The organism is Winogradskyella vidalii (assembly GCF_013403955.1).
GTDB lineage: Bacteria > Bacteroidota > Bacteroidia > Flavobacteriales > Flavobacteriaceae > Winogradskyella > Winogradskyella vidalii.
The window spans coordinates 272297-297747 of record NZ_JABFDG010000003.1; the positions used below are offsets into that span (position 1 = coordinate 272297).

Annotated in this window: 19 protein-coding genes; 8 read left to right on the top strand and 11 right to left on the bottom strand. The window is 34.1% G+C overall.

Features of this window, described 5'->3' with window-relative positions; translation table 11 throughout:
• The 4 genes from HM982_RS10055 to HM982_RS10070 form a co-directional block, all read right to left on the bottom strand.
• Window positions 1-4323, bottom strand: coding sequence for a CusA/CzcA family heavy metal efflux RND transporter (locus HM982_RS10055; protein ID WP_179353028.1), 4323 nt, complete (start codon window positions 4321-4323; stop codon window positions 1-3).
• Window positions 4324-4391: 68 nt separating this feature from the next.
• Complete coding sequence (locus tag HM982_RS10060; RefSeq protein ID WP_179353029.1) at window positions 4392-4781, bottom strand: hypothetical protein; 390 nt, start codon at window positions 4779-4781, stop codon at window positions 4392-4394.
• Between the two features lie 98 nt (window positions 4782-4879).
• A complete protein-coding gene (locus HM982_RS10065) occupies window positions 4880-5914 on the bottom strand; it encodes a flavin-containing monooxygenase (protein WP_179353030.1) in 1035 nt (344 codons plus the stop codon).
• A gap of 230 nt (window positions 5915-6144) precedes the next feature.
• Entirely contained in the window at window positions 6145-9585 is a 3441-nt protein-coding gene (locus HM982_RS10070) for a hypothetical protein (RefSeq protein WP_179353031.1), read from the bottom strand.
• Between the two features lie 145 nt (window positions 9586-9730).
• Here HM982_RS10070 and HM982_RS10075 point away from each other — a divergent pair, with 145 nt between their 5' ends.
• A complete protein-coding gene (locus HM982_RS10075; RefSeq protein WP_179353119.1) occupies window positions 9731-10492 on the top strand; it encodes an exodeoxyribonuclease III in 762 nt (253 codons plus the stop codon).
• A gap of 97 nt (window positions 10493-10589) precedes the next feature.
• Window positions 10590-11549 carry an OmpA/MotB family protein gene (locus HM982_RS10080; protein ID WP_179353032.1) on the top strand — a complete coding sequence of 320 codons (960 nt, stop codon included), beginning with the start codon at window positions 10590-10592 and terminating at the stop codon, window positions 11547-11549.
• Window positions 11550-11818: 269 nt separating this feature from the next.
• On the opposite strand, the gene HM982_RS10085 is transcribed toward HM982_RS10080, so the two are convergent.
• Window positions 11819-12289: an Lrp/AsnC ligand binding domain-containing protein gene (locus HM982_RS10085; RefSeq protein ID WP_179353033.1), complete on the bottom strand. Its 471-nt coding sequence runs from the start codon at window positions 12287-12289 to the stop codon at window positions 11819-11821.
• 88 nt (window positions 12290-12377) lie between these two features.
• On the bottom strand, window positions 12378-13742 hold the full coding sequence (locus HM982_RS10090; RefSeq protein ID WP_179353034.1) for a saccharopine dehydrogenase family protein: 1365 nt from the start codon (window positions 13740-13742) through the stop codon (window positions 12378-12380).
• Window positions 13743-13821: 79 nt separating this feature from the next.
• Here HM982_RS10090 and HM982_RS10095 point away from each other — a divergent pair, with 79 nt between their 5' ends.
• Window positions 13822-14211, top strand: coding sequence for a DUF423 domain-containing protein (locus HM982_RS10095; protein ID WP_179353035.1), 390 nt, complete (start codon window positions 13822-13824; stop codon window positions 14209-14211).
• A 66-nt stretch (window positions 14212-14277) separates the two neighbouring features.
• Window positions 14278-15894 carry a phosphoenolpyruvate carboxykinase (ATP) gene (gene pckA, locus HM982_RS10100; RefSeq protein WP_179353036.1) on the top strand — a complete coding sequence of 539 codons (1617 nt, stop codon included), beginning with the start codon at window positions 14278-14280 and terminating at the stop codon, window positions 15892-15894.
• Window positions 15895-15968: 74 nt separating this feature from the next.
• Here the strand turns inward: pckA and HM982_RS10105 are convergent, their stop codons facing one another.
• Window positions 15969-16718 (bottom strand): uroporphyrinogen-III synthase, encoded by a 750-nt coding sequence (locus HM982_RS10105; RefSeq protein ID WP_179353037.1) that lies wholly within the window; start codon window positions 16716-16718, stop codon window positions 15969-15971.
• Between the two features lie 17 nt (window positions 16719-16735).
• Window positions 16736-17386 carry a DUF4271 domain-containing protein gene (locus HM982_RS10110; protein WP_179353038.1) on the bottom strand — a complete coding sequence of 217 codons (651 nt, stop codon included), beginning with the start codon at window positions 17384-17386 and terminating at the stop codon, window positions 16736-16738.
• 161 nt (window positions 17387-17547) lie between these two features.
• Here HM982_RS10110 and HM982_RS10115 point away from each other — a divergent pair, with 161 nt between their 5' ends.
• From HM982_RS10115 to HM982_RS10125, 3 genes are read left to right on the top strand one after another with little or no spacing between them, the layout of a single operon-like run.
• Window positions 17548-18270 (top strand): polyprenol monophosphomannose synthase, encoded by a 723-nt coding sequence (locus HM982_RS10115; RefSeq protein ID WP_179353039.1) that lies wholly within the window; start codon window positions 17548-17550, stop codon window positions 18268-18270.
• Window positions 18271-18276: 6 nt separating this feature from the next.
• Window positions 18277-19620 (top strand): dihydroorotase, encoded by a 1344-nt coding sequence (locus HM982_RS10120; RefSeq protein ID WP_179353040.1) that lies wholly within the window; start codon window positions 18277-18279, stop codon window positions 19618-19620.
• 1 nt (window position 19621) lies between these two features.
• Complete coding sequence (locus HM982_RS10125) at window positions 19622-20128, top strand: DUF4296 domain-containing protein (RefSeq protein WP_179353041.1); 507 nt, start codon at window positions 19622-19624, stop codon at window positions 20126-20128.
• Here HM982_RS10125 and HM982_RS10130 read toward each other — a convergent pair.
• The gene (locus HM982_RS10130) at window positions 20091-21104 is read right to left on the bottom strand and encodes an NAD-dependent epimerase/dehydratase family protein (RefSeq protein WP_179353042.1); all 1014 of its coding nucleotides are present in this window, start codon (window positions 21102-21104) and stop codon (window positions 20091-20093) included. The two genes, HM982_RS10125 and HM982_RS10130, sit on opposite strands and share 38 nt — an antisense overlap.
• A 162-nt stretch (window positions 21105-21266) precedes the next feature.
• On the opposite strand from HM982_RS10130, the gene tyrS reads away from it, so the two are divergent.
• A complete protein-coding gene (tyrS, locus tag HM982_RS10135; protein ID WP_179353043.1) occupies window positions 21267-22577 on the top strand; it encodes a tyrosine--tRNA ligase in 1311 nt (436 codons plus the stop codon).
• A 178-nt stretch (window positions 22578-22755) separates the two neighbouring features.
• Here the strand turns inward: tyrS and HM982_RS10140 are convergent, their stop codons facing one another.
• Window positions 22756-23736, bottom strand: a complete 981-nt coding sequence (locus tag HM982_RS10140) for a LuxE/PaaK family acyltransferase (protein WP_179353044.1) — start codon at window positions 23734-23736, stop codon at window positions 22756-22758.
• A 79-nt stretch (window positions 23737-23815) separates the two neighbouring features.
• Window positions 23816-25441, bottom strand: coding sequence for a T9SS type A sorting domain-containing protein (locus HM982_RS10145; protein ID WP_179353045.1), 1626 nt, complete (start codon window positions 25439-25441; stop codon window positions 23816-23818).
• Window positions 25442-25451 lie beyond the last annotated feature (10 nt).

The window sequence follows — 25451 nt, forward strand, 5'->3', positions numbered from 1 at the left end:
TTAAAATTGATTTAAAATAAGGTGATTAATACTAATAACAGTTTGGTTGTACGCATTTAGATTATCGAGATACGTGAGCTCAATGTCTGTAGCGGTTTCTAAACTTTGGATGTATTGAAAAAAGTCAATTTCACCTTCTTTAAAGGTTCTATTGGCTGTTTTAATAATTTCATTTTTTAAGCGTTTGCCTTGGGTATTGTAATAATGAATAGCTTCTTCAAATTTATGTAGTGTGGTAAGCAACGATTTATATTCTGAATTTAATTGGACTTCATAATCTTGTTTTTGCTCTACAATGATGTCTTTGGCAATTTTAGAGGCTTTGATTTTGGAAGAATTTCCAAAGAATAACAAGGGGATTTTTAGCCCGAATTGATAGCCTCTAATATTATCATTTAATTGGTCGTTGGTTCCTTGGAAATAATCGAAACTAAGGTCAGGTAGAAGACTTTGCTTTTCGGATTTATAAAGAGCATTCTGGTAATTTTCGGCATTTTCGAAATATCGTAAACCAGAATTATCTTGAAGCGAAGGACTGTTTAATTCTAATTGGTCTAAGTCCTGGTCTATTATAACAATAGTGTCGACTTGCACAATTGCTTTTAATTGCTCTTTTGAATATGCAACATCTTGCAGTGCTTGCTTATACAAGGTTCGCAATTGTTTTTGCTTAGATTCGGCCGTAATAGTTTCTAAATAATTGGTCTCACCAAGTTCAAAACGTCGTGCGGATTTCTGTGCAAAATCATGATACAAACTATCTAAAAATCGATAGGTTTCTGCCTTTTGTTTCGCATAACCTAATTGATAATAACTAGAATAAACTTGTTTTTTAAGCTGTTGTAATTGAATGTTGTATCTAGAGGTTTCTAAATCTACTCTGGCTTTGTTAGCTTTTTTATCTGCAAAATATGCCGTTGGAAATTTAAAATCTTGAGCAATTCCAAATACTTTTAAAGGTTCGTTGTTCACGGCTAAATTGCTCTGGTCATAATTATAATACAACGCCGTTTTATTAAAATTAAAAGCACTTCCAACCAAAGCATCGCTCTTTTCAATTTCTAAATGTGAAGCTTTTAAATGGGCATTATTCGCTAAAGCGACATCTAAAGTTTGCTCTACCGTCAGTGGTGTTTGGGCATTGCCTTGCCACATAAATAGAAAACCGAGGATAGTGACTACTGTTGTTTTATTCATCTTATGTGCTGTTTTATTTTTATACCATGCATAAAGAACGGGTAACACCACTAAGGTTAAAATAGTGGCAGTAAACAGGCCGCCAATCACTACCGTGGCCAAAGGACGCTGTACTTCTGCACCTGCACTAGTAGAAATGGCCATAGGTAAAAATCCTAAGGCAGCGGCCGAAGCTGTTAATAATACAGGTCTTAAACGTTCCGTTGTACCTCGCTTTACAAGCGCTTCAATGTCATTCATGCCTTCCTCGTCGTGTAACGCCTTAAAATGTTCTATAAGCACAATACCGTTAAGTACGGCAATACCAAATAGAGCAATAAAACCAACCCCTGCAGAAATACTAAAGGGTAAGTCGCGCAACCACAATAACAACACACCACCAACAGCAGCTAGCGGAATGGCAGAATACACTATTAATGCTTCTTTTACGGAATGAAATGCAAAATATAGGAGTACAAAAATTAGAATCAATGCTATGGGAACTACTATGAGTAAGCGTTCTTTAGCACTTTGAAGATTTTCAAATTGGCCACCATATGTAATGTTGTAACCCACCGGAAGTTGTAATTGCGTATCGAGAATAGTTCTAACCTCTGTCACTACCGATTCTAAATCTCTATTTCTAACATTTACGCCGACAACGATTCTACGTTTGGTATCATCTCTCGAAATTTTTGCAGGACCTTCCGTGTAAGTAATCGTGGCTAATTCACGCAAAGGAATCTTGCTACCATTGGGCACATCGACATATAAATTTTGAAGACTTTCAAGATTTTTTCTGCTGTTTTCATCTAATCTAACTACGAAATCAAATCGTTTTTCACCTTCAAAGACATTCCCAACGGTTTTACCAGCAAATCCCATAGAAATAAGCTTATTAATATCGGAAATGTTAAGGCCATAACGGGCTATTTTATGTCTATTGTACTCCACGCTCATTTGTGGTAAACCTTCAACTTTTTCTACCACAATGTCAGATGCACCTTCTACATGTTCAATTAAGGTTTTAACTTCATTGGCTTTTTTGGCTAAAACCGATAAGTCTTCACCAAAAATTTTAATAGCGACATCAGCTCTTACGCCTGTTATAAGTTCGTTAAATCGCATTTCGATAGGTTGGGTGAATTCTACTTCCATTCCAGGGATTACTGTTAAAGCATCTTTAAATTTAGTGGCTAGTTCGTCTTTGCTATTTGCTGAAACCCATTCCTTTTTAGGTTTTAGTTTAATGATAACATCACTCTCTTCCATAGACATCGGGTCGGTAGGGACTTCCGCTGCACCAATTCGGGAAACGACTTGTTCGACTTCAGGAAAATTATCGAGTAAAATCTGTTCTATTTTTGTGGTGATTTCTATGGTTTTTCCGAGGGAGGTTCCTGTTTTAAGAACGGGTTGAATTACAAAATCACCTTCATCTAGAGTCGGTATAAATTCGCCACCCATTTTGTTGAATAAAAATGCACTTAACAATAATAGTATTGCAGAAAGACTCAGAACTATTTTTTTGTGAGCTAAAGAAAAGTCAATAAGAGGTTCGTACCCTTTTTTGATAAAATTCATTAAGCGTACCGAAACATTTTTTGAAGACGGTTGACTAGGTTTTAAAAATAAGGAAGCCACTACGGGCACATAGGTTAAACACAGAAGCATAGCACCAACGAGCGCAAAGCTAAAGGTAAGTGCCATGGGTCTAAACATTTTGCCTTCCACACCACTTAGTGTTAAGATAGGAATAAAAACAATGAGGATGATTAATTGTCCAAAAATGGCCGAATTCATCATTTTTGAAGCACTTTTTAGGGTAATATTGTCAATTTCGGTCTGTTTTTCGTGTTTGTTGATTGCTTTTAGTTGGTCACTTTTTCTAATTATTTGAAAGGCAATAAACTCTACAATAATAACAGCACCATCAATAATAATTCCGAAATCAATAGCGCCAAGACTCATTAAATTGGCATCTACGCCAAATACATTCATCATAGAAATGGCAAACAATAAACTCAAAGGAATAACTGAAGCGACGACCAAGCCAGAACGTAAATTTCCTAACAATAAGACCACTACAAAAATGACAATAAGTGAACCGAGGATTAAATTTTCAGATACTGTAAATGTGGTTTTGTTTATCAATTCGCTTCGTTCTAAAAAACCATTGATATAAACGCCTTCTGGTAAGGTGTGCTGAATAGAAGTCACACGTTCGTTTACGGCATTGATTACGGCTTTAGAATTACCATCTTTAATCATCATAATTTGTCCTAAAACCTTTTCACCTTCTCCATTTCCTGTAATGGCTCCAAAGCGTGTGGCACTTCCCAAACCAACCTTAGCGACATCTTTGATGTAAATTGGTGTGCTTGTGTTTTTAACGACAATATTTTCTATGTCTGCAAGAGATTTTACTAAACCTTCGCCACGTATAAAAAAGGCTTCATCATTTTTTTCAATATAACCACCACCGGCAACGGAATTGTTTTTTTCGAGTGCTTCATAGATTTCAGAAATTGAAATATCCATGGCGTTTAATTGCTTCGGGTTTATAGCCACTTCATATTGTTTTAAAAATCCACCCCAAGTATTCACTTCAACCACACCAGGAATTCCGGAGAGTTGCCGCTTTACAATCCAATCTTGAATGGTTCTTAAGTCGGTTGCTGAGTATTGGTCTTCATAGCCCGGTTTTACATCTAAAATGTATTGATAGATTTCACCTAAACCGGTGGTAATCGGTCCCATTTCTGGGCTGCCAAAACCTTCAGGGATTTTTTCGGAGGCTGACTTTATTTTTTCGGCGATTAATTGTCTGGGTAAGTAGGTTCCCATAGCGTCTTCAAAAACAATGGTGACGACGGATAAGCCAAATTTAGATACTGAACGAATTTCTTCTACACCAGGTAAATTCGCCATTTCTAATTCTACAGGGTAGGTGATAAATTGCTCAACATCTTGCGTTGATAAATTTCGCGAGGTGGTAATAACCTGTACTTGGTTGTTGGTAATATCTGGTACAGCTCCAATAGGAATTTGCGTTATAGAAAGGATTCCAAAACCAACAATAAAAGCTGTAAATAGGAAAATAATCAGCTTGTTTTTTAAGCTGAATTTGATAATGTATTCTAACATAATTCATAAAAATTAAGAAATAACGGATGCCTGTTTTGTAAAAAAAACAGGATTAAATCTAAAATGAATTAGGCGTGTTTAGGCGGTTGAAAAACAGAAGATTTCTCAAAGTTGGTATGAGAGTCTGTATAATAAAAGTTGAAAGGGATTTTTATAAAATCTCGTTGCGTAAAATCATAAGTAATAGTCGTGTTTATAAAAACCGAACTGATATGTGAACAAAAGTGGTGTGTGCCTTTAAAAGGTAAATCTTTGTGCTCTTTATGGTTGTTATCGTGGGTGATTTTAGCATTACCATAATGTTCTGCTAAAAATTCAAAAAAAGTGTCCCCGTACATTTCTTTATGATAGTCCGCATGCTCCAATAAAACACCAAACTTAGAAAAATCTTCTAAGCTGATATTGAAACTTTGGAACAGTATCAATAGTGAATATGTAAATGCCACCAATTTAGTCATAACATTTACGAAGGTACAAATTTTAGCTAATAATTATGTCATAAATGTTACATGGCTAATAAATAAGTGGTTATTTTAAATGGTTCTATTGTAGTTAGTTAAAGGATTTTATTGGCTAAATATTTGGCGTCTTTTTTTATACCACCTAATGTTGCAGAGCCTCTAGTGTGTAGCCAAGGTAAACCAATAAAGTAAAGGCCTTTTGTAGTGCTTATGCCTCTTTGGTGTTTAGGATAGCCGTCTGCTGCGAGTTCTAGGTTTTCAATCCATTTAAAATTGGGTTTATAACCTGTTGCCCAAATTATATTTTTAACGTTAGTGAGCTTTTTTGTTGCCGTTTTTATTGTGTTTTCTTCAGCATTAACGGTGTGTCCAACAACCTCTACATTATTACGATTTATAATAGTTTTTACATCAGTTCCGATAATAGGTTGCTTAGATTGGCTTATCTTTTTCCCTATCCATGAATTTTTACTAAAACTTAAAAACCCAGTAATGGAGAACCACCACCATAAGGTTTTTCCTAAAATTTCTTGTGGCAATGTTTTAATATCCGTGCTTCCAGAAAAATAGGTGGTTTCAGAAGTGTTTTTTGAAATTTCATCTAAAATTTGAAAACCACTATCACCTCCACCAACGACTAATGTTGGTCCTTTTTGTAATTGCTTAGGGCTTTTATAATAATTACTATGCACTTGGTATATGCTGTCGGAAAGTTTAGTGTGACAAGCGGGTGTAAAAGGAATATGAAATGGTCCTGTAGCAATAATAACCTGTTTGCAGCTAATGTCTTGTTGGTTGGTTTTTATAATGAAATGGTCGTTCTTTTTTTCAATACGTTCCGCTAAGGTGTTAAGCTGAATGGGGAACTGAAAGGTGTCAACGTATTGTTTAAAATACGCTGCGACTTCAAATTTATCTGGATAATGACTTTTAGGTGCCGGAAAGGGCATGCCTACTAAATGATTAAACTCTGTTGGTGTAAATAATTGTAAAGAATCCCAACGGTTAAGCCAAGAGGCGCCAATTTGGTCTTCGCGGTCTATAATTAAAAAATCTTTTTGTTTCTGTTTTAGAAAATAAGCCATAGAAAGTCCGGCTTGTGCGGCACCTATGATTACAAAGTCTTTCATTAATTTGTTTTGTTGGTATCTGGACATAATACCATTTTTAAAGGGTTTATACAAATAGATTATCGTTAAATATCGTTGCCGTTAGATAAAGAACTTAGACCGTTCCTATAGTTATCGTGATTGCTAGATGTTATAACTTAGGCATGTTTTTTCGTTGCAATCTCTTTGGTTCTAAGAGCCTTGTCTAATATCTATTTTCTTAAAGCGAAGCGGTCTATAATCTATAATATTTAAAAATACGCTTTCAACTGAATAGTTCCTGTATGTATCATTTTTGAAGTTTCCGATTTTCTTCCGAAATAATTCAAATTCAAATCTAAATATTTGGTCAGTTTTTTTTGTGCTAATAAACTCCAAGTGAAGTTTTTTCCAGGTTGTAAGCCTTCGAGCATTTGGTAGGCAACAGGCGAATTTGCATCGCCGTCAAATTTATTTTCAAAAAAGTTAAACTCACCTGTTAGTGCTATTTTTTGAGCGTTGTTATAGGTGAAAGATAAACCGTAATTATTCTGTGCTAAGGATTCTAAACTTCCTATGGTATTTTCTTTAGAAGCGTATTGGTAAAATACATCGAACTGTGCATTTTCACTAAATAAATAACTCAGTTTTGGTTTTAATTGGTAATTGTCAATGGTGTAATTTCTATTTGTGAAATTCTCGCTTTTACTGTCGTCTTTTCCGATGCTTGCCAAGGTGTTTACCAGCCAATTTACATTAAACTTATGATTGAAATTGAGCTGATGACTGTTAGTTTTGTTTTGCTGAAAACCTGTGGATAATAAGTTTCGACTTTTATTGGTTAAAAAGGTGTATGATGTGGTATAGTGTTGTTTCCCACGGTTGAAAAATAGCACATTTCTAATGCTGTAATTTAAGGACACAAAATCTTCCGTATCTAAATCGTCTTTTAAGGCTTCAAAAGGATTGAGGTTAAAAGAACTTTCATCTTTAAACTTTTTACTATCCACAATAAAAGAGGCTTGGTCGTAGAAATGGGACCAAAATTGTTTCGATTTTTGTTCTGAAACACTCCAGCTTTGTGGGTTTATAGTTATGGTTTGTCCAAATCGATTTTGATGGGTTTGTACAAAAACCTGGTTGGGCAATAGGACTCTAATATAGCTGCCTTGGTCTGCAAATTGCGCAATTTCAAACTCATCTAATTCTTGAATGCCATTGTCGTTATAATCAATCCACGTGTAAGCACCTTGGCCTGCTTCAACTTCAACATACGTAAAATCTTGTTGTGCCAAAGTACCCGAATTGGTTTCAAAACTGGTATTTAAGACGATGAGGTTATTGAATAATTTCTGATTAAAATTCAATCTACTATTCAAACTCTGTTCATCTTCAACGCTACTATCTTCCGATTTTAATTCTCTATAATTTAAGAAGACTTGAAGGTTTGTATTTTGATTTTGAATCAATCGCGATTTCAAATAATAAGTGTTAGAGCTGTTAACGCGCTTTAAAGAATTGTTTCGTAAACTGTCGTTATACCGTTTTACATATCCCACTTCGGCGTAAACTTTTGTGCTATCACCTATACCAACAAAAGCTTCATAGGCCTTGAATTTCTGACTTAAAGGCGTTAAGGAATCTGTTGCAAGTACGCGTTGCTCGTTGTCTTCTGTTGAAAATTTAGCACCAGCCCATTTATTGTTTTTACCATAAATTACACGGTTAAACGAGCGTAAAAATGTTGACTGGTTAATGCTACTTTCGTTGTTTAAAAGACTTGAGTTTGAAAACACCTGAAAATCACCCAAACGTAAATTGGCAGTAACATTATGGCGGTTTCCATTGAAGTTTTCAGCATAGTTTAAATGTTCAAAATTATACGTCGCAACCCCCTTTTTAGCATGCGATAATCGCAGTCCAGAAGTGAATAACAGTTGGTTGCCATAATCGATAATTTCTTCGGTATTATCTGAAGTGTTTAAATTCCAATCCCGATTAAATTCGGCTCTGTATAACCGTTGAATGGTATTAAAGTTTTTTTGAATAAAATCAGCATCAACAAGCGCGGAAACATTCCAAAGGCTATCCGATTGTATAAGATTTTGCTTTAAGGTAAATTTTCCGGCATAGCCATCATTGTTGTTGTCATCTAGGTCAGAAAATAGATTGTCATCCTTTTTACTGGCTGCCAATTCAAAAAAGACATCCGTGTTTTTGCTTGGATTGTATTGGCCGTTCACAGTGGCAATTTGCAAGCGTTCTGGCGCTACGAGTTGTGTAATAGGTTCATAATTTCCTTGAGGAACACCAGCAATTGGCGCGATATATTCATAAATGTTGTTGATAGCATTGCTATTACTTAAGATGTAATTACCTTCATTTTCACCGACTAAAGTAAAACTAAGACTGTACAATTCATCTTCAGCATTATTAGAAAACACATAGATTTCCTCTGTGCCAATGACTTCTTTTCGGTATAAAATACGATTTTCAGAATAGGTGGCAGGCGAAGCTGAAGGCGCTGTCATTAAATCTAAATCATCACCTGCATTTGCTAATATTTCCGTTTGTTCTGTAGAAAGATTTTGTTGTAACGGTTGATTTTTAGCATCACTTTCAGAATAGACGGCGACATTTAATTTTAAAGTTTCGGTTTCATAATTAGCACCACCAAAAACGGTAAATCTTGAATAATTACGTTCACTAAATTGATAATCGACTGTAATTCGCATTTCGGACGTTATCGGAAAAGTGGAATTAAAAATAATTTCACCAGCATTATAATCAATAACGTAATCGTTGTTTTCACCACGTTGTAACGGCACACCATTAACATACACCGTTTCGCTGCCAGAAACGACAAGCACATACAATTCATTATTAGAACCCGTTAATTTATAAGGGCCTTGGTTACCTTCTTGTGCGGTAAATTGAGTGGTAGTAAATTGACCTCTAACCAAAGCGCCTGAAGCAAAAACAGAAGTCTTATCACTTAAGTTGGCATTGACCAACAACCCTTGTACACGCTTTGAAAAATTAGCAAAATAGCTTTTTGTGTTTTCCAGGTCAATATCACCTGCACGTATATTCCATTCGTCACTAAATAATTCAATAAATACTTGGTCAAATTCATCTAAACGTTGCGAATAGCCACTTTCTTGCAGCGGAATATTGGCATCTTGAATAGAGGCTCTCAACGATACTTTATCGCTCAGTTTTCCTGAAATCTGTAAGTCGAGTTCACTATTTAATACCGAATTTTGATTGTTTCCTATAGTGACACCTCTAGAAATACTTCCGGAAGTCGTTAAGCCATCAAAAGGTGTAAATGTGTCCTTGTTAGTTGAGTTTTGTAAGGTATATAATTGCTGGTATTCTGAAGGCCGCTCTATCACCACCGCATCATCTAATTGTTTGTAAACTTTGGTTAAGAAATCGGGATAACGCAAGTAGTCAATTTTGATGCTATCGATTTCAGTAGGCATTTTAAAACGCAATAAAGCCTTTGGAAAATCGATAGTATATAAGGTAGAATCGATAAGCGTATTGTCTAATGTTTTCACCGTAAAACGTGAAGGATTAATACTAACAGAATCAATTTGAATAGAGTCTTTAACAGCTACTTTCTTCTGAACGTAATTACTATTCTGCTCTTGGGAAAACCCCAAAAAAGCACATAGCATTAGTAGAAAGGAAATAGCAATTTTCATGTAGAATAATAACTTCTTAAAACAAGAATTATTTTATCGTTAAAAGCAGTATAAAATAATAGGGTAAAAGTACAGTATTATTTAATTTAGCAATTCATCTATTGTTTAACTTAAAATGAAATTCCCGTTTTCACGGGAAATGCGTATGAAAATAGTGTCTTATAACGTCAATGGTATTAGAGCAGCCTTAAAAAAAGGCTTTATAGAATGGTTAACAGCGACAGGTCCAGATGTTATTTGTTTGCAAGAAATTAAAGCGATGGAAGACCAACTCGATTTAGAGGTGTTCACCGAAGCAGGCTATAAATTTAATTACTGGTTTAGTGCACAAAAAAAAGGCTATAGTGGTGTGGCTATTTTATGCAAAACGGAACCTAAACATATTGAATTTGGCACCGGAATAGAATCTATGGATTTTGAAGGTCGAAATATCAGAGTAGATTACGATGGTGTTTCTGTAATGAGTATGTATTTACCTTCAGGAACTAATGATGCTCGATTATCGCATAAGTTTGAATATATGAACCTTATTCAAGAGTACTTAACCGAACTTCAAACAGAAAAACCAAATTTGGTGGTTTGTGGCGATTATAATATTTGTCATGAAGAAATTGATATTCACAATCCTAAAATGAAAGGTGTTTCAGGATTTTTACCTGAAGAACGCGAGTGGTTAGGGGCGTTTATAGATAGTGGATTTATAGATAGTTTTAGGTATTTAAACCCTGAGCGTCAGGAGTATTCATGGTGGAGTTACCGTGCAAATTCTAGAGCCAATAATAAAGGCTGGCGATTAGATTATGCCATGGTGAGCAAACCTTTACAAGAAAAAATAAAACGCAGCGTTATACTAACAGAAGCGGTTCATAGTGACCATTGTCCAATTTTATTGGAGCTAGACTTATAATTACTAACAAAGAGATTTTTACCCTCAAAGTTCCCAATTTAGATTGTCCCCTTGAGGGGACTTTAGGGGTGTTAAAACGTATATAAAATAAATTAACATGATTAAAAAACTTTCAATCTTAGCCTTAACCATTACATTATTTACCTCTTGTGTGTCTAAAAAAATCTATACAGACCTTGAAGATAAATATGCCGATTTAAAACAGGAAAACAGAGGTTTATCGGATGAATTAGAAACCTTATCAAGTGATAATACAAAATTGACTAATGATTTAAATCAATTACAAGCATCCTACGACCAAGCGGTTGCGGAGCGAGATAAACTTCAAGCAGATTATGCCGCAGCGAAATCTAATTTAGAAACTTTAAAAGCCTCTTACCAAGCTTTAGAAGAAAACAGTTCGGCTGCGATTGCTAAAAACTCACAGAAAAACAGAGAATTGTTAGCGCAATTAGAAGCAAAAGAACAAGCTTTAGCAGCAGAAAATGAACGCTTAAATACTTTAAAACAAGAGTTAGAAAGTCGTTCGCAACGTGTTGCTGAATTAGAAAATGTTATTGCTAGTAAAGATGCTGCCATGCATAAATTAAAAGATGCCATTTCTAAGGCCTTAACTAATTTTGAAGGCAAAGGCTTAACAGTAGAACAACGCAATGGAAAAGTGTATATTTCTATGGAAAATAAGTTGTTGTTTGAATCTGGAAGCTGGTATGTTGGAGCACAAGGAAAGCAAGCGGTAAAACAATTAGGCAGTGTTCTGGCTGAAAATCCTGAAATCTCAGTGCTGATTGAAGGTCATACCGATAATGTACCTTATAAAGGAAATGCACAATTAAGTGGTAACTGGGACCTGTCGGCAAAACGTGCCACAGCAATTGTAAATATTCTCAGAGAAAATGCCGCTATTAATCCTGAAAACTTAACCGCAGCAGGTCGTGGTGAATTTGCACCAATTGCAACGAATGATACAGCTGACGGTAAAGCTAAAAACAGAAGAATAGAAGTGATTTTAACCCCTAAGTTAGATGAGATTTCTAAGTTGTTAAATGAAATTTAATTAATTCCTGCGAGAGCAGGAATCTCTATGGTTTAAAACCTTAATATATATTTAGACCTCAAAAAGTTTTTAATCTTGGCAAAGGCTTCGATTAATGAAAATTTTTTGAGGTCTTTTTATGTTTATGATGTTTTTTAATATTAGGTTTCACATTGCATATTAAAAAGTAACAACATGCTTTTTGTTTCGGAGGTATAGAAGTGCAGTTTGCCAAAATGTTTACAAAACTAACTTAACTCAAATGAGATTCCTGCTTTCGCAGGAATTGTTTAAATCTTAATCTGACGATTAATCTGTTCCTGTAATGAGATGAATGTTTCTGTACGAGAAACCCCTTTTATACTTTGTATTTCAGAATTAAGCACATGCATTAAATGCTCATTATCTTTTGAAAGAATCTTTATAAAAATCGACCAGTTTCCTGTGGTGTAATGACATTCAATAACCTCAGGGATTTTTTGTAATTGCTTTACCGCTTCAGGATTACTAATAGCTTTATCGAGATATACACCAACAAAAGCCATAGTGGTATAACCTAAAGCTTTTGGGTTGATCATAAATTTTGAACCAGCTAAAAGGCCTGATTTTTCAAGCTTTTTTATACGTTGATGAATCGCAGCACCAGAAATTCCGACATTACGAGCAATTTCAAGAATTGGTGTTCTGGCATCTTCCATTAATGCGCGGAGTATTTTTTTATCTATGCCATCGATATAAATACCGTTATCGTTAATTTTCATAGGTGTAGCTAATAAATTGAAAGTGAAAGATAAAAAAAGCGTTTCAATACGAAACGCTTTTAAAGATTATTATATAAATATATTCAATTTATACATTTAAAGGATTATAACCTAAATAAGGCATTTCATATTCTTTAAAGATAACATCATGAGATTCCATTGCTTTTAGGATAGGTTCATAGACCTCTTTTGTAATAGGAATTTGTACACCAGGTGTTTTTATTTCACCATTCAATATCGCTAAGGTTGCAATGGCAACGGGTAAGCCTACAGTTTTAGACATCGCGGTATAGGTCTGGTCTTTCCCTAAGGTTACCATAGTAGCATCAATTTGATGCTTTTCACCATTGAGTTCGTATCCAAATTTATGGTACATCACAATCATATCTTTATCATCTTCACTAAGCGTCCAACTATCCATTAAGATTTTCTGAAGAATTTGAGCAGGTGTTGCTTTATCAAGCCCTACCATTTTTTCAGAATTAAAGATATCAAGCTCTAAAAACTTATCCCAAATCATATCATCTTGGTCTATTTTTAAGGCGTGTCTAAACTTAAGCTCAACCGAATCCGTTGGACTGTAAGGTAAGAACGAATTTACAAAATCGCGATAGCTCATATTTATACTGTCGTCAATGGTGTAACTATCATCCGTCATTCCTAGTTGTACAAAAACATTCCATGCGCGACTGAAACCAACGCGTCTCATAGTTCCACGGTATAATGTTTTTACATGCTCTAAACCATAAACATCTTGATATTTTAAAGAATCTCTATTGGCATAACCTTCAAAACGGCCGTAACCTTCTACATCTAAAAATTCGGTACGTCTAAATAAACGGTTGTAGGGGATGTATTTGAATTTGTCTTCTTGTAAAAATTTTGCAGCACCACCTTGTCCGGCAACCACCACGTTTCTTGGATTCCAAGTAAATTTATAGTTCCAGAGGTTATTATCACTTTCAGGGGCGACCAATCCACCTGTAAATGATTCGAATAAAATAATTTTTCCACCCTTGGCTCTAATGCGGTCAATAACGTTCATAGCACTCATATGGTCAATACCTGGGTCTACACCAATTTCATTCATAAAGATGAGCTTGTTGGCTTTAGCATCTTCATCTAAAGCTTGCATTTCAGGACTCACATAAGAAGCTGTAACCATATTCTTTTTATAAGTAATACAGTCTTTAGCAACTTCAATATGAAAACGTGCAGGAAGCATAGATATAACAATATCTGCAGCTTTAATGGCAGGGATTCTAGAGTCAGCATTAAATACATCTAAGTGTATGACGTTTGTATTTGGATGATTCCCAATTAACTTTTTAGCATTATCAACATTGACGTCGCCAATGGTAATATGAAGTTTTTCGGATTGAGATTTGTCTAGTAAATACTTTATGAGGTAGGATGCAGATTTACCGGCACCAACGATTAAAATGTTTCGCATAATTAGGTTTTATGACTAAATTTGTATCTCACGAATGTAAGAAATCCTATAGGCAATTGAAACTGAATCCCATTTTATTATGAATAAAACACTATTAACTACGGGCGCTATTTTAGGAATTTTAGGCATTATTTTGGGCGCTTTTGCAGCTCATGGATTACAAAAATTAGTTGATGCAGATGCTATTGCAACCTTTGAAACGGGCGTTCGTTATCAAATTTATCATGCCTTTTTTCTATTAATCTTGGGAGGGACTTCTTTTTTGAATAGTAAACTAAAAAAGGTCATATTTTATTTAGTCGTGATAGGTGTGCTTTTCTTTTCGGGTTCTATATATGGCTTAGCAACAAACTCATTATCTAGTTTTGATTTTAAAACTATTGCAATGCTAACACCACTTGGCGGCTTATTACTTATTTCAGCTTGGGTGGTGATGCTATTAGGTATAATTAAACGTAAAATGGATTAATTCAATTCATTACCTTCTTTTTAAAATAAAATTATAATTTTGTAAGACTAAAACAACACAATTATTATGGCAAACCATTCCCAATTAACGAAAACGATTTCGTTAGATCAATATGGAATTAAAAATGCAACAATTAATTATCAACTATCTTCAGAAGCGCTTCATGCTGAAACCATTTCAAAAGATCAAGGTGTAACATCCTCTTCTGGTGCTTTGGCGGTTAACACAGGTGAGTTTACTGGGCGTTCTCCAATGGATCGATTTATTGTAAAGGATGATATAACCAAAGACAAAATTTGGTGGGGCGATATTAATATTCCTTTCGAAAGCGATAAATTTCAGAAACTTTACGATAAAGTTGTCGAGTATTTATCTGAAAAAGAAATTTATGTTCGTGATAGTTATGCTTGTGCAGATGAAAACTACAAGCTTAATATTAGAGTGATTAATGAATATCCTTGGAGCAATATGTTTGCTTATAACATGTTTTTGCGTCCTACGGAAGATGAATTAAAAGAGTTTTCACCAGAATGGACCGTTGTTAATGCGCCAGGTTTTATGGCAGATCCCGATGTGGATGGCACACGTCAGCATAACTTTGCTATATTAGATTTTACACGTAAGATAGCTTTAATTGGTGGTACAGGATATACTGGTGAAATTAAAAAGGGCATTTTTTCTGCGCTTAACTTTATATTACCCGTTTTTAAAGATACGTTACCAATGCACTGTAGTGCTAATGTTGGTAAAGAAGGCGATACAGCAATTTTCTTTGGTTTATCAGGAACAGGAAAAACAACACTTTCTACTGACCCAAACCGAAGTTTAATTGGTGATGATGAACATGGTTGGACAAAAGAAAACACGGTGTTTAATTTTGAAGGCGGATGCTATGCTAAAGTGATTAACTTATCTCAAGAGCAAGAGCCAGAGATTTTTGCTGCTATTAAAAAAGGAGCCATTCTTGAAAATGTAATTATGGATGCTAATGGTGAGGTAGATTTTGCTGATACTTCTATTACGCAAAACACCCGAGTAAGTTATCCAATTTACCATATAGATAATATTAGACAGCCATCTATTGGCGAAAACCCTAAAAATATCTTTTTCTTAACGGCAGATGCTTTTGGTGTATTACCTCCAATTTCAAAATTAACGCCAAGTCAAGCAGCTTACCACTTTATTTCTGGTTACACCGCTAAAGTGGCCGGTACAGAAGCAGGTGTTGTAGAGCCAGTACCAAGTTTTTCAGCGTGCTTTGGTGCGCCTTTCATGCCATTGCATCCAACAGAATATGGGGCTATGCTTAGTAAAAAAATGAAAGATGCAGGAGTTAATGTATGGTTGGTAAATACAGGTTGGACAGGTGGTCCTTACGGTGTAGGTACACGAATGAAATTAAAATATACTCGTGCTATGATTAATGCGGCTTTAAATGGCGATTTACATGATTATACCTACGAAGATTACCACATTCATTCTGTATTTGGCGTGGCGCAACCAAGAACTTGCCCAGGAGTACCAACAGAAGTATTAAGTCCAAGAACCACATGGAATAATGATGAAGCCTATTACAAAATGGCGTTTAAACTTTCTAATGCCTTTAGAGAGAACTTTAAAAAGTTTGAATCGTATGCATCTGAAGAAGTAAGGCGAGGCGGTCCGCAACGTTATTCGTTCTAGATATAATAATTTCTATAAATCAAAAAAGCGATTCTGAATTCAGAATCGCTTTTTTTTATATAATAAATAAGGTGTTATTTTCCTTTGTTTACGGCATCAATATACTTTTGTAATGCCATAGTCATAGAAGGTGTTTCTGGCGTAGGTGCTGAAATATCGACACGCATTCCTTTTTCTTCAACGGCTTTAACTGTAGTGTTTCCAAAGACAGCGATACGCGTTTCATTTTGTTTAAAATCTGGGAAATTATGAAATAAAGATTCTATGCCAGATGGACTAAAGAATACTAAAATATCATAAGTTACATTTGATAAGTCAGATAAATCGCTAATCACCGTTCTGTAAAAAGTAGCTTGTTTCCATTTGACACCTAAAGCATCTAATTTTTCAGGAATAATAGGTTTTACTTTATCTGTGGTTGGTAATAAAAAAGATTCGTCTTTATATTTTTTTATTGAAGGCATTAAGTCTTCAAAGGTTCGTTTACCAACATAAATTTTTCGTTTTCTATAAACGACATATTTTTGTAAGTAATAAGCTACTGCTTCAGATTGGCAGAAATACTTCATAGAATCTGGTACTTTAAAGCGCATTTCATCTGCAACTCTAAAAAAGTGATCTACTGAATTTCTACTGGTAAGAATTATAGCTGTATATTTACTGAGGTCAACTTTTTGTTGTCTAACATCCTTGGACGATACACCCTCAACGTGAATAAAGGGTCTAAAATCCACTTTGACTTTTTGCTTCTCTTGCAAATCAAAGTAAGGAGAGTTTTCTATTTTAGGCTCTGGTTGTGATACTAAAATTGTTTTTACTTTCATAAGTAAACTTTGGTGTTTTAAGCGTTATACTCCCTAATAACCTTATATAAAAGTACATAAGGCCCGATTTCGAGAGCGCAAAGATACAACAAAAAATAGAAAAAATTAGGAATTATTAACTTTTGATAACTTTTAAAAGCACTTAAAAATCCTATAAGGTTTATTATACAAACCATTGAAAACGCTGTGATAAGTATAATATCGGTGTAAGAATTGGTGTATAAAAGAAATAAATTGGCAACTAAGAAAACCAGACCAGAAAAATTCTTAAAAGTTGTTTTTTGAAATAGGTATTCATCAATTAAACTATCCATTTCAAAAAGGCTGCCTATAAGGCGTTCTAAAAGTGTTTTAATAATTATAACGGTAGAAACAACAAGTAATAGCTTTAAAAACGAAGCGAGCTCAAAATTAAGTGGTGTTATAAATGTGGTGTAAGCAAAAAATATAAAAATGCTAAGTGATAGACTTAAGTTAATAAATAGAAAACTATCAAACTGATCTATAAATTTTTGATCCTTTGTATAGATTTTTAAGTACTTAGAATTACCAATGACATACATAAAATCATTAAACCGTAGCGTATTTATATATTTTGCAGCAACAATAGCACATAATCCAATGATTGTGAATATCGTAAACCACTCGTGTGTAATATAATTTCGCATACGGCTAAATTATAAAGAAATTTGAGCTAATACCAAATAAAGTTTAAAATGAAGGCATAATCATATTTATCAAAAAAGTTAATTCAAGCATTTAATCCATTAAAAACTTTATTTTTGCTGAAACTCTAAAATGACTCTATAGGGTCTCCAAATGTGAATTAATGTCTGACGCAATTGTCATTATCCCTACTTACAATGAGATTGAGAACATAGAATCAATCATCAAAGCAGTGTTTTCTCAGGAAAAGAGATTTCATGTGCTTGTTGTTGACGATAATTCTCCTGATAACACTGCCAAATGTGTTAAGAAATTACAAGAAGAATTCAATGACCAACTGTTTTTACTTGAACGCCAAGAGAAAAGTGGTTTAGGAACAGCGTATATTTCTGGTTTTGAGTGGGCTCTTAAAAAATCATATCAATATATATTTGAAATGGATGCCGATTTCTCACACAATCCAGATGATTTAGTTCGGTTGTACAAAGCTTGTGCTTCGGGTGGAGCAGATTTATCAGTGGGCTCTAGGTATGTTAAGGGTATTACGGTTGTTAATTGGCCAATGTCTCGTATTATTCTATCTTACGGAGCTTCTCGTTACGTAAGGCTAATAACACGTATGAAAGTAAAGGATTCTACAGCCGGATTTGTTTGCTATAAGCGCAAAGTATTAGAAGATATTAACCTTAAGAAAATAAGATTTGTTGGTTACGCCTTTCAAATAGAAATGAAATTTAAAGCTTATAAAAAAGGCTTTAATATTACAGAAATACCAGTTATATTTAAAGATAGAACTAAAGGAAAATCTAAAATGAGCGGAAGTATTATTTCTGAAGCTATTTTTGGAGTTATTAGTTTAAAAATTATAAGTTTATTTGCCAAGTAAAAGAACATGAAGCAGCATACTCTCATTAAAAACGCAAAAATTGTCAACGAAGGAAAAATTGTAGAAGGTGATATCCTTATCGAAGATAATATTATAAAAAAAATAGACCTATCTATTAGTGTAAAATCTGCCGAGATGCTTGTTATTGATGCAGAAGGCGGATATGTTTTTCCTGGAATGATTGATGATCAAGTCCATTTTAGAGAACCAGGACTAACGCACAAAGCTGATATTGAATCAGAATCTAAAGCTGCTTTGGCTGGTGGTATTACCTCGTTTATTGAAATGCCTAATACCAATCCGCAGACCACCACTGTAGAAAAGTTAGAAGAAAAATTTGCGATTGCTGCTAATTCATCTTATGCGAATTACTCGTTTATGTTTGGTGGCACCAATGATAATTTAGACGAAATTCTAAAAGTTGACCCTAAAACCGTTGCAGGTTTAAAACTATTTTTAGGTTCTTCCACAGGAAATATGTTAGTTGATGATCCTGAAGTTATTGAGAAAATATTTTCGAGTACTGATATGGTTATTTCAGTACATTGTGAAGATGAAGCAACTATAAAAGAAAACCTAGAAAAGTATAAAGCAGAATATGGTGATGATATTCCTATGGAAAAGCATCCTATTATTAGAAGTGCTGAGGCTTGCTACTTGTCGTCATCTAAAGCTATAGAATTAGCAAAGAAAACCGGCGCAAGATTACATGTGTTTCATGTTTCAACAGGAAAAGAAACCAGTCTGTTTTCAAATAAATTGCCTTTAAAGGATAAGAAAATAACAGCTGAGGTATGTGTGCATCACTTATGGTTTTCTGATGAAGACTATGCCAAAAAAGGAAGTCATATTAAATGGAATCCAGCTGTAAAAACAGCAGATGATAGAGCGAAACTCTGGAAAGCTTTATTAGATGACAAAATAGATGTTATTGCAACCGATCATGCACCGCATACTCTTGAAGAGAAAAACAATCCTTATACTAAAGCACCTTCTGGAGGCCCTTTAGTACAACATGCGTTGATGGCTTTAATGGAAGCGCATCATCAAGGTAAGATTTCAGTTGAGAAGATTGTGGAAAAGGCGTGTCATAATCCTGCTATATTATTTAATGTTGAAAAACGAGGCTATATAAAAGAAGGTTATTTTGCAGATTTGGTGATTATAAATCCGCAAAGTCCTTGGACAGTTAATAAAAGTAATATCCTTTATAAATGTGGATGGTCACCTTTTGAAGGCAGTACGTTTAAAAGTAGAATTACCCATACTTTTGTTAATGGTCGTTTAGCGTATAAGAATTTTAAAGTTTTAGACGTTAAAGCAGGAGAACGATTAACTTTTAATAGATAAGATGTTAAAGCATATAAGTGTTATATTGGTGTTGTGTTTTTTGGTTTTGGCTTGTCATGGTCCTAACCGACCTAAAAAACCAGATAACTTAATTTCTAAAGCTCAGATGTCTGATCTTTTGTATGATTTATATCTCATTAATGCCGCCAAAGGTGTCAATAGAAAAACCTTAGAAACTAATGGTTTTGATCCAGAAAATTACATCTTAGATAAATATAATATTGATAGCATCCAATTTGCAGATAGTAATGCTTATTATACTTTTGATTCTGAAACTTACAATGAGATTGTAGAAACCGTAAAAGCTAGGTTACAAGAAAATAAAAAGGAGTTTGATCTTATAAAAGAAAAAAATAGTGATTCTATCAAAAAACGTCAGGATTCAATTAGAAACTTAAGAATAAAGACGAAAGATAAGATTAAGACTAAAAAAAGATTGGATACTGTTGGTTCTAGTAAACGACCTACACCTAGAGGTCGTTTAGAAATAGCTGACTCACTTCGTTAATAGATTTACGTATCGGTTTAAATTTAAAATTTAAGGTGTTTTTTAACTTTGAAGCATCGTATTTAGTGACACTAATTGCTGTTTTTGAAGCTTGTTTAGATAAACGTCTGCGCTTTCTTAAAAAAATATTCTGTAGCCTATCTAACCTCCAAAATACAGCCAATAACCATGGTTTTGCCTCTTTAGATGGTGGTTTCACATGTAAGGCCTCAGCAGTTTGGGTGAGGAAAGTTTTAAAATTTAGATTTTCAGAAACTAAAATATAACTCTCGTTTTTAATGGTACTGTTCATAAGTTGTTGCATCACACTTACAACATCCCAAACATCAACATAGCCTGTGGCACCTTTAGTATAGTATGGAAATCCATTATAAATACGTTTGAATATGCTGCCGCTGTTGGCACCATTCCAAAAGCCAGCACCTAAAATCACACCTGGATTTACGATAACAGCATCTAGACCTTCTTGTGTACCACGCCAAACTTCAAGTTCGGCACCAAATTTTGTAATCGCATATACACTATTGTCGTCTTCTTGATTCCATTCCGTACGCTCGTCTATTAATTTTTCTGGGTCAATATGGTGCCCAATAGCAGAAATAGAACTGACGTAGCATAATTTTTTAACTTGATGACTAATGGATAAGTTAACAATGTTTGCAGTACCTTTTATGTTTATTTTTCGAATTAGTCTAAACTTATCAGGTTCAAAAGATACCATAGCAGCACAATGATAGACATGTGTAATGCCTTTAAAAGCGTGTTGTAGTTGAGGTATATTATTAAGATCAGCTTCTACCCATTCAATACTGTTAAAAAGGGTATCAGCATCATCTGAAAAATAAGAAAACACATGCTTTACGCGTGCTAATGTTTTTTTACTACGGTATATTGCTCTAATAGGTTCGTTGCTTTTTAAAAGTTGAAAGAGCAAATGCGAACCAACCAAACCTGTGCCTCCTGTGACTAAAATCATAAAGCGAAGTTACGTTTTTTAAGCCTAATTTATAACTAGATTATAGTTTTGTGAATTTCTATCTAAATAATTTTTAACCGTAATAAATTGGTTAAAATTGTCTTTTGTGTTTAGCAAGGGAAACATATCTTTGTGCAAATCAAATTTGAAACTAAAAATACAATGGCAAATACATTTGTAGAAGAATTACGATGGCGAGGAATGGTACATGATATCATGCCTGGAACAGAAGAGCAATTAGATAAGGAGATGACTACAGCCTATATTGGTTTTGATCCTACATCAGACTCGTTGCACATTGGTAGTTTAGTGCCTATAATTTTATTGGTTCACTTAAAAAAAGCAGGTCATAAACCTGTTGCTTTAGTTGGTGGTGCTACCGGAATGATTGGTGATCCATCAGGAAAAAGTGATGAGCGTAATTTGTTAGATGAAGTCGCTCTAGCACATAATGTTGCAGGTATAAAAAGTGTATTATCACGCTTTTTAGATTTTAATTCAGCGGATAAAAATGCGCCGGTTTTAGTGAATAACTATGATTGGATGAAAGATTTCAGCTTTATCGATTTTGCAAGAGATGTTGGTAAACGTATCACTGTAAATTATATGATGGCTAAAGATTCTGTAAAAAAACGTTTTTCTGGTGAAGAAGGGAGTGTTGGAATGTCTTTTACGGAATTTACATACCAATTGATTCAAGGTTACGATTTTCATCATTTGTACAAAACCATGGATTGCAAATTGCAAATGGGAGGAAGTGATCAATGGGGAAACATTACTACTGGTACCGAATTGGTAAGACGTATGCACGATGGTGAAGATCAAGCAAAAGCTTATGCAATGACTTGTCCTTTAATCACCAAAGCAGACGGTTCTAAATTTGGAAAATCTGAAGGTGGAAATATTTGGTTAGATGCAGATAAAACTTCGGTTTATAAATTCTACCAATTTTGGTTAAATTCTAGTGATGAAGATGCTGAGAAATATATTAAGATTTTTACTTTTTTAGATCAGGAAACGATTGAATCTATAATTGCAGAACACAAAGAAACACCACATTTGCGTTTGTTACAAAAACGTTTAGCTGAAGAGATTACGGTATTTGTACATAGTAAGGAGGATTATGATAATGCTGTAAAAGCCTCTGCTATATTGTTTAGCAAAGACTTTAAAAATGAAATTAAGCAGTTGCCAGAATCTTTATTCTTAGATGTTTTTGAAGGAGTAAAAGATGCTGAAATTTCTGAAGCTGAATTTAACGAAGGTGTTGATATGATTGCTGCTTTAGCGGCTAAAACAAATTTTTTAAATTCTAATGGCGATGCACGTAGAGCGTTAAAGGAAAATGCTGTTGCCGTAAATAAAGTAAAAGTGAAAGAGGATTATATATTGTCTTCTGAAGACTTAATACATGATAAGTATATTATTATAAGTAGAGGAAAGAAAACCAATTTTATTTTAAAAGTGGTTTAACTTACTCTATTAAAAATAGATTTGGACCTGTTAAGTTTTAAAAACTTAACAGGTCTTTTTATTTTTTCGGCATAAAAAAAGTGCCCAAACTGTGTTTGAGCACTTCTAACCAATCAATCAACTAATGAAAATCTTCCTTTTTCATAGCAATTGTTAAGTCGTATTAAAATAAAGTTCCTTACAAGGCCATTAAATTACAACCTCTAATATCGGAATTGTCGAATCTTCCAATCACTTCAAACTCCCCGTTAGTATTAACTTTACCTAAATCTTGGGTAGCAATAAATGAACAGGAATTTATATTGGCCAAATCAATAACATTAATGCCACCCGTTTTATTTGGAGCTTGTATTGTTAAGGCATCTTCGGTATCGCGTGTTAAGATTTTCATCCATGGCGGACATTCAAAAACACCATGTCCTTTAGAATACGCCTGACTCAATAATTCGGTCATACCATATTCACTATGAATCTGTTTTACGCCAAAACCTGTTTGTAAAATTTGATGTAATTCTTGACGTATAATTTCTTTACGTCTGCCTTTCATACCACCAGTTTCCATAACTATGGTATGCTTTAATTTAAGTTGATAGGCTTCAACCAAGTCTAATAAAGCAAAGGAGACACCAATAAGTAGTGTTTTTTGCTGTTTAGCTTCAAGTGTTTTTAGTGTATTTGCTAATTCTTCAAGATTATTAAGATAGAAGCCACTTTCTGACTGTTTAGATTGGTTAATTAAATCATCAACCATATAAATCAATGATGAGCCATCGCGTTCTAAATAAGACGGTAATAAAGCTAAGACCACGTAGTCTTCAATGTTTCCATAAAAATGCTTAAAAGCCTTTAAATAACTTTCTTCATAAAGCTTTAAATCGGTCACTAAATGTTTGCTTGTTGTGCTTCCTGTGGTTCCTGAGCTAGAGAATGTTTTTTCAATAGTTTGTGTAGAACTCAAAACGTCTCGTGACTTAAAAAACTGAATAGGTAAAAAAGGAATGTCAGCAATCGTTTTTACATCAGAAGGATGTATGTAAAGTAAGTCGCAAAAGGAGCGATAAACTCTATTGTTTTTAAACTGAAATTTAAAAACTTCCAAAGCTAAAGCATCAAACTCAGCATTAGATTTTATGTTAAAAATGGCGTCTTTAGATATCATGCTGCAAAAATAACATAAAAAAAGACCTGACAGGTTTTTAAAGCCTATCAGGTCTATAATAATTATATCAAAAAGATACTTACTTAATCACTAATTTCTTAGTTGTAGACGTATTGTTTTGAGTAATTTTTACAATATAAACACCAGATTTTAAGTTAGACACATTTAATGTGTTGTTAGTTAAAGTTTGGTTTTTAACTTGCTTACCTAAGATATCAAAAACTTGTACGTTCATTACTTCGTTTGTTGTAGAAGAAATTGAAACAGAACCTGTATTTGTTGGGTTAGGGTATAAGCTAAATGAGTTAGCATTAAAGTTATTTACACTTAAAGCTTCAGCAATATCACTAGCATATCTTACTAGTAATTGGTATTCGCCATAATATTCAGCACCTAAACCAGTAACACTAGAAGCTGATGTAGGGATAGCTGCACCAATTATATCTTCATCGTCAAAAGAAGTTCTAGCATTTGTAACATCAGTTCCGTCTACTAAATCATAGTTTGTAAAAGCTTCAAAAGTTCCTGTTGCAGAAAAAGTAACATTGTTTACTGTAATCAATCTACTTTCGTAAGCTTCACCGTTGTTTATTAAATCAGAAGCACTAACAACGATTGGTGTAACTGTATTTCCTGTTGAAGATGCAGAAGCTACATTTTGAGTTGGTATAAATTGTAAAACGCCAGTATATTCATTAAGTGTTCCAGTAATACCTGTCATACCATCACCAATTGCAAAAGCAGTTGTGATAATTCCATCAGCATCATCAATTAAGATTCCTGCACCATCATCTTGAATGTATTTTTGGTTTCTTGTAGAGTTAGTTACAATATAAGAGATGATAGCTTCACCAGTTAATTCGTATATGTATTCTTCGCCAGTATTTCCTGCTCTTAATTCTGTGATGTTAGCAACTTGTGTTGTTGTTGTAGGGTTAGAAACACTAAAAGTTATTGTACTTGTGCTAATTGTACCAGTACCATCTATTAAATCTGCAGTAACAGTGTAAGATTCACCATCTGTAGTTGTTACTGTAAAAGGGCTAGATGCATTAGTTGTCTCAGTTCCGTTTACAGTAATAGTTACTGACTCTCCGCCTACTAAGTTACCTGTTGAAAATTCTACATCTACAGAAGTTGTACCAGAATCAAAAGTAGTATAATCACTTGGGCTAGTTATTACAACGCTTGGAGTTGTAGCTTCAATAATTTGTGCATTATCAATGTAGAATTGAGTTCCTGATACCCAGTTTGAACTTAAGTCGTAAAAACGAATACCGAAATCAAAATCTTCATCAGCTGCTGGCGTGTATTCAAAAGAAATAGTTTGCCATTCATTTAATATAGTTTCATCAGAATAAACAGAAGGTGTATAACCATCTCCATTAAATATTCTAGCTCTAGATTCATTATTAGTCGCATAAACATCTAAGCTCATAGTGTAAGTAACACCACCTGTTAAAGCTACTGTTTGTTTTATGTCAGTATTTGCTTGCTCAGTAGTTAAAAGATTTACACTTGCAGAACTACTACCTTCAGTAGTAAAAGTTGTATTTTCACTAAGGTCATCTGTGCTAAAATCAACTGTAGTCCAAGAATCTGGTACACCAGCTGTCCAGTTTTCAAAACCACCGTTAGCAGCTAAGTTTTGTCCATAAGTTGTAACACTTATTAAACAAAGTAATAAAAAGTAAATTTTTTTCATAATTATTTTA